At 63.8% G+C, this 6986-nt stretch carries 5 protein-coding genes; 4 read left to right on the forward strand and 1 reads right to left on the reverse strand.

The features are described from left to right. Positions 1 to 22 precede the first annotated feature (22 nt). The 3 genes from AC1DLO_RS09040 (at position 23) to AC1DLO_RS09050 (ending at position 5255) form a co-directional block, all read left to right on the forward strand. The gene (locus AC1DLO_RS09040) at positions 23 to 1627 is read left to right on the forward strand and encodes a glycoside hydrolase family 68 protein (RefSeq protein WP_476889279.1); all 1605 of its coding nucleotides are present in this window, start codon (positions 23 to 25) and stop codon (positions 1625 to 1627) included. Positions 1628 to 1732: 105 nt separating this feature from the next. Then, positions 1733 to 3394, forward strand: a complete 1662-nt coding sequence (locus AC1DLO_RS09045; RefSeq protein WP_476914461.1) for a glycoside hydrolase family 32 protein — start codon at positions 1733 to 1735, stop codon at positions 3392 to 3394. 94 nt (positions 3395 to 3488) lie between these two features. Next, complete coding sequence (locus tag AC1DLO_RS09050) at positions 3489 to 5255, forward strand: phospho-sugar mutase (RefSeq protein ID WP_476889281.1); 1767 nt, start codon at positions 3489 to 3491, stop codon at positions 5253 to 5255. 27 nt (positions 5256 to 5282) lie between these two features. On the opposite strand, the gene nirD is transcribed toward AC1DLO_RS09050, so the two are convergent. Next, positions 5283 to 5651, reverse strand: coding sequence for a nitrite reductase small subunit NirD (gene nirD / locus AC1DLO_RS09055; protein ID WP_184736246.1), 369 nt, complete (start codon positions 5649 to 5651; stop codon positions 5283 to 5285). 280 nt (positions 5652 to 5931) lie between these two features. On the opposite strand from nirD, the gene AC1DLO_RS09060 reads away from it, so the two are divergent. Then, positions 5932 to 6986: NAD(P)/FAD-dependent oxidoreductase (locus AC1DLO_RS09060; RefSeq protein WP_476914462.1), on the forward strand; the 1055-nt coding region annotated here is incomplete at its 3' end.

Genomic DNA, 6986 nt, shown 5'->3' on the forward strand with positions numbered 1-6986 from the left:
CAACCTCCGCGAGAAGAGCAGCATGAAATCTCACTCAAACCCCAACAGGCGACGCCGCCGTCTGCGGTCGGTAGCCGCTTTTGCGGCCGTCGCCAGCGTGGCCGCCACGGTGCTCATGGCATCCCCGGCGGCACAGGCGAACTTGCCTGCCGACAAACCGGCCACCACGATGCCGGCTCCCACGCCCGGCTTCCCACTGCCGACTGTCCACACGCAGGAAGCATTTGATCCCGCAGCGAACTTCACGTCCAAGTGGACGCGAGCGGATGCCAAGCAGATCATGGCCCAGAGCAACCCCAACGTGACCCCGGGCCAGAACTCCATGAGCCCCAACGTCACCATGCCGGAAATCCCCAAGGACTTCCCGGCGATGAACGACGACGTCTGGGTCTGGGACACGTGGTCCCTGACCGACGAAAACGCCAACCAGATCAGCTACAAGGGCTGGGACGTCATTTTCTCCCTCGTAGCTGACCGACACGCAGGTTATGGCTTCGACCAGCGCCACTGGAACGCGCGTATCGGCTACTTCTTCCGCAAGACCAACGCCGATCCGGCCAAGGACAAGTGGAACTACGGCGGACACCTGTTCCTGGACAACACCTCCATCGGCAACACCGAGTGGTCCGGCTCCACCCGCCTCATGCAAGGCGACCACGTCAACGTGTTCTACACGGCCACCACGTTCTACGACCGTGCAGAACGCAACGCCGGCGGCGGAGGAATTGCCCCTGACGCAGTGATCGCCAAGGCCCTCGGCAACATCCACGCCGACAAGAACGGCGTGACCTTCGACGGGTTCCAACACACCAAGCTCCTTGAGCCCGATGGAAAGCTGTACCAAACGAAGGCCCAGAATGCGGGCTTCGCTTTCCGCGATCCGTACACCTTCCAGGACCCGGCCCAGCCGGGCAAGACCTTCATGGTCTTCGAGGGCAACACTGCGGGCAACCGTGGCGACTACAAGTGCACGGATGCTGACCTTGGCTACCGCCCGGGCGATCCCCATGCAGAGAACACCAACACGGTGAACACCACCACCGGTTCCTGGTTCCAGACCGCGAGCGTCGGCCTGGCCGTCGCAGACAACAAGGATCTGACCCAGTGGCACTTCCTGCCGCCCATCCTGTCCGCCAACTGCGTCAACGACCAGACTGAGCGTCCGCAGATCTTCATCCAGAACGAAAACGGCAAGAACAAGTACTACCTGTTCACCATCAGCCACCAGTTCACCTATGCCGATGGCATGCGCGGTCCCGACGGCGTCTACGGTTTCGTCGGCAACGGCGTGCGWTCGGACTTCCAGCCGGTCAACAACTCAGGCCTCGCGCTCGGTTCGCCGACCGACCTGAACCTGCCGGCGAACAACCCGAGCGGCAACTTGTCGGCCCAGCAGAACGGCCGCCAGTTCCAGGCCTACTCGCACTACGTGCAGCCGGGCGGCCTGGTCCAGTCGTTCATCGACAACGTCGACGGCGTCCGCGGCGGCTCCCTGTCCCCCACCGTGAAGATCAACTTCGCCGGTGGAGTCACCCAGGTTGACCACAGCTTCGGCCAGAACGGCCTTGGCCCGTTCGGCTACCTCCCTACCAACGTCCGCGTCGGCGGGGAAGGCCTCTACAAGTAGGCCATGGCTAGAACCGTCGGGCCGGCAGAATACGTCGCCTGCCCGGCAAAACGCGGGGCGTCCGGTTCCACCCGGGCGCCCCGCTCCCCAACCCCAGGAAGTCCCATGCTCTACTCCCCCCACCACCCGTTTTGGCCCGTCCGCAAGGCGCTACTCGCCGTCGTCGCCGTCGTCCTGACAGTATTCGCGAGCTCCTGCACCCCGACGCCGGACGCCCCACCCTCCGCCGGGAACGCCCCATCCGCCGCCGTGCCGTCTGCGCCGGCACCGTCCGAATCGGACCCGTGGCGCCCTGCCGCGCACCTGACGGCGTCGCAAAACTGGATCAATGATCCCAACGGGCTTGTCTACGAAAACGGGACTTATCACRCGTTCTACCAGCACAACCCACACGGCAACTTCTGGGGTGACATGTCCTGGGGCCATTCCACCAGCACCGACCTTGTGCATTGGACGCAGCAGCCAGTGGCCATGGAGGGCTCCGCTAGCGAGGAAATCTTTTCCGGCGCCATCGTGCCGGATACCAGGAACGCTTCCGGACTGGGCACTGCCGATAACCCGCCACTGGTAGCCCTCTACACCAGTTCGTACGGCGACGGCGGGGCGTTGCCGAAGGGCAGCCAGGCCCAGTCGGTGGCCTACAGCCTGGACCACGGGACGTCCTGGACCAAGTACAAAGGCAATCCTGTGCTGAGCCTGCAGCCGGCGTCGAACAACTTCCGCGATCCCAAAATCACGTGGTACGAGCCAGGCAAATACTGGGTCATGACCACAGTGGTAGCTGACGCTCAGGTGGTGAAACTCTTCAAATCCACGGACCTGCTGCACTGGAACTTCCTCAGCGACTTCTCCGGAGTGGGCGCCCAGGGCGGACTCTGGGAAGTTCCGGAGCTGCTCCAAATGGACGTCGACGGCGGCAACGGACTGAAGAAGTGGGTCATGATCCTGAGCATCAACCCCGGAGGCATCGCGGGAGGCTCCGGCATGCAGTACTTCGTGGGCGACTTCGACGGCACCAGATTCACGGCAGAGCACGCGGCAAAACCTGGTGACCCACTGACCGCTTCGCAATGGCTGGACCACGGAGCGGACTTCTACGCTGCGAACTCCATCTCCGACGCCCCCGGCGGCAAACCCGTGCTGCTCGGCTGGATGGGCAACTGGGACTACGCGCAATCCGTACCGAGCACCCCGTGGCGCGGATCCATGGCCATCCCGCGCCAACTCACCCTTGTAGCCGCGGGAAGCCGCTTCGAGCTGCATTCAGCTATCGCCCTCGCTGCAGCAGATGCCCTCACGGACGCCAAGACCAGTGAGGTACATAGCAAAAACCTCACCGTCACCGACGCCACGGAACCCCTCGGCAGCGACTTTGGTTCCCGAATACAGCTCATCGATGCCGAAATGAATGTTGCGGGAACTGCGGAGGCCGGCTTGGTGCTGCGGGCTTCGACGGACGGCAAGGCGTGCCTCCGGATCTCGTACAACCGCGCAAGCCAGACCCTCAAGGTGGACCGCTCGGCGGCGGGCACCTCCAACTTCTCGCCAAAATTCAGCCCCTACCACCAAGCCTCCGTGCCCCTGAAGGACGGCAAAGTCCGCCTGCGCGTCCTCCTGGATTCCTCGTCAGTAGAGGTCTTCACCCAAGATGGATCGGCGGTGATCTCGGACATCTTCTTCCCGCAATGGGGCAACACAGGCGCCACCGCCTTCAGCACCGGAGGTACCGCGAGCTTCAACCTCACCAGTACCCGCAAGACAGGCTGACCCCCAGCGCCCGGTCAACGATGTGGCCAGACTGTGACCGTCGCCATAGCCCGTGACCTCGGCATCCATGCTCTTTGACGATAGCTTTATCCCTATGACATCGAGCGATGCCGAATTTGAAAAGCTGATATCCGACGCCGGCGAGTGGGCAGCCCAAGACCCGGACCCGATCACCGCAGCAGCACTTTCCGAATTGACCGGACTCGCCTCCAGCGGCGTTGCCGCAGCCCGCCAACAGCTTGAAGACAGCTTCAGTGGAACGCTGCAGTTCGGTACCGCGGGACTCCGTGCCGCCCTCGGTCCGGGTCCCAACAGGATGAACCGCGTAGTAGTGCGGCGGGCAGCAGCAGGTTTGGCGGCCTTCCTCAAGGACGCCGTTGCGACGGCCTCCTCCGGAACGCGGCCGCGCGCCGTCGTTGGCTATGACGCCAGGCACAACTCCGATGTCTTTGCCCTGGAAACGGCGGCGATCTTCACGGCCGCGGGAATCGACACGTTCCTGATGCCTTCGGCGCTTCCTACCCCGCTGCTGGCTTATGCGGTCCGGTCCCTTGATTGCGACGGCGGTGTCATGGTCACTGCGAGCCACAACCCGCCGCAGGACAACGGTTACAAGGTGTACTTGGGCGGCCGGGCCGTGGAGGAAAGCGGCCGCGGATCCCAGATCGTGACGCCCTACGATTCGCAGATCGCCGCAAGCATCGAATCAGTGGGTTCCCTGGACTCCATCGCCTTGGCTGAATCCGGCTGGACCGTGCTCCCCGGCTCCATCACCGGCGAGTACGAGGCCGCAATGGCTGGCCTGGCCGATGTCGAAAACTTCCCGGCACGGGAACTGAAGATCGTCCTCACGCCCATGCATGGCGTGGGCGGTGCGACCGCGGTCTCGGTTCTTAACGCGGCAGGCTTCACGGACGTGACGCTGGTGGAAGAGCAGGCAGCACCGGATCCGGACTTCCCCACGGTCAGCTTCCCCAACCCGGAAGAGCCCGGGGCGCTGGATCTGGCGTTGGCCGCGGCGGCGCGTTCGGATGCCGACATTGTGCTGGCCAACGACCCCGACGCCGACCGCGCGGCTGTCGCCGCGAAGGATCCCGACACGGGTGCCTGGCGGATGTTGCGGGGCGACGAAGTAGGCTCCCTACTGGGCGCCCACGTGGTGGCGCGCCACACCGCCGATAGCCGGCAAAGCGACGCCGCTCCGGGCCATGTCGCAAAGAAGGGTGTTTTTGCCAATTCGATCGTCTCGTCCCGCCTGCTCTCCCGCATCGCTGCGGCGGCCGGCTTCGCCCACGAAGAAACCCTGACGGGATTCAAGTGGATTTCACGGGTTCCGGGACTCGTCTACGGCTACGAGGAAGCCTTGGGCTACTGTGTGGCGCCCGAGCTCGTGAGGGACAAGGACGGCATTTCCGCTTCCTTGCTCATCGCCGAACTAGCGGCAGCGGCCAAGGCTGAAGGAAAGACAGTCTTCGACACCCTGGACGAGATCTACCTGGTGCACGGCCTGCATGCGAGTGACCAACTCAGCATCCGGGTGGCGGACCTTGGCTTGCTGGACGCCATGATGAACCGGCTCCGGGCCGATCCACCGGAGTCCTTCGGCGGCTCCGCCATCGAGACCTTTGTGGACTTGGCCGAGGGAAGTGAACAACTGCCACCCACAGACGGCCTCCTCTACCTCACGAAGGACCAAAGCCGCGTCATCATCCGGCCCAGCGGCACCGAGCCGAAGCTCAAGTGCTACCTGGAAGTCATCAAGTCAGTCGGTTCCGCGGCGGAACTCGCGGAAACCCGGCACGCCGCACGGACCACCTTGGACCACATACTGGCTGACGTCCGCGAGGCGCTGGGACTCTGAGGCGCCTGGCCCTGTCGGGGCTCTGAGCTAGACTTCGACTTCGATGAAGCCGTCAACCATACGGGTCTTGAAGGCCGGGAGCCGGAGTTCGGGGTTCGAGTAGCATTCGCCGGTCTGAAGATCGTAGACCTCCTTGTGCAACGGCGAGGCGATGGTGGGACGTGATCCGCGGGAACCGGTGATGCCGCGGGCCATGACGTTGGCCAAGGTTGCGGGGTCCTGCTGGGCAACCGCGTACACCTTTTCGGCGTCGACGCGGAAGAGCGCCACCTGAATGCCGTCGATCAAGGCGGCCTCGCCCCACGCCAACTCAAGCTCGTCCAACGGACACACTCGGTGCCAGCCGGACGCCGGCGCGCTCATCAGTTGTTCTTCCCGTTCCAGAATGACGGTCATGTCAACCCCTCTCACTGTGCCAGCGACCGGACGAATACTGTCCTTGCCTTTCAGGCGTTGGCCGCCTAGCGTCCACACTTTCAAGGTAGGCCGCGAGTGTTTCACCGGAACGCAGTCAATGTGTCCGGTGCGTAAAAGAGACCTCACACGCAACGACATGCAATCGTGACCCAGAAGTTAAGACCACGAAACAAAAGGGAAACTGAGGCGAAACTGCCCGTCCGTAGTCTGAAATGACAAGTTGCGGAGCACGTTCTGCGGCGTATGCGAAAGGCCACCAGTGACCGGACACACTTCCAACCCAGAAAACCTGCGCCGTATTGTTGTCGCCGGTGGAGGCCCAGCGGCCCACCGTTTTGCCGACGCCATGCACACCCGCGGTCTTGAGGGCTGGCACGTCACGGTCCTGGCCGAGGAGGTCCACGTTCCCTACGACCGCGTCACGCTGAGCAAGGCCCTCACCGACGTCGACTATGACCTCACCTTGGGCGACATGTCCATGTGGGCGCACGATGCTTTGGATCTGCGCACCGGCGAGCGTGTGGTCAAAATCAACACCGACGCCAAGTCCGTGGAAACCGCGGCCGGCAACAGCTTCCCCTACGACCATCTGGTGGTTGCCACCGGCTCGGACGCAGCGCAACTCCCCTTCCCCGGCGGCGAGCTCGCCCACGTCTACCGCACCCTGGACGACGTCTGGGCCATCAACAAGGCCATTGCCGAACTCACGGAGAAGCTCGGCCGGACCGTCAAGACCGTGACCATCGGTGGCGGCCTCCTCGGCTTGGAAGCTGCGGCCGGCACCATGGAGCTCGGAGCGCAAGCAACCGTCATCAACGGTTCACGCTGGCTCATGAACGCCCAGCTGGATGAAGGCGCCGGCCAGGCATTGGGCCGGCTCGTCACCGCCAAGGGACTTGAAGTCCTCACCGGAACCTACCCCGCCGAAGTATTGTCCGACGACGACGGCCAGGTCACCGGAGTCCTCATGAAGGACGGCCGCATCATCCCGGCCGACATGGTCATCGCGTCCATCGGCATCCGTCCCCGCGACGAACTGTTCCGCACAGACGAAGACTCCGCTGATGGCAAAGAGCCGCTGTTCGAACTGGGCAAGAAGGGTGGCGTAGTCGTCAATGACCATTGCGCCACGCCAGTCCCAGGTATCTGGGCCATCGGCGAAGTCGCCAACTTCGGCGGGATGTGCATGGGACTCGTGGCCCCGGCGAACACGATGGCCGAGATCGTGGCCGACCGGCTGCACGGCGGACAGGCAACGTTTGCGGGCTTCGACACCGCCACCAAGCTCAAGCTCTCCGGCGTGGACGTGGCCAG

The sequence above is a fragment of the Arthrobacter sp. 01T419 genome (genome assembly GCF_056398865.1).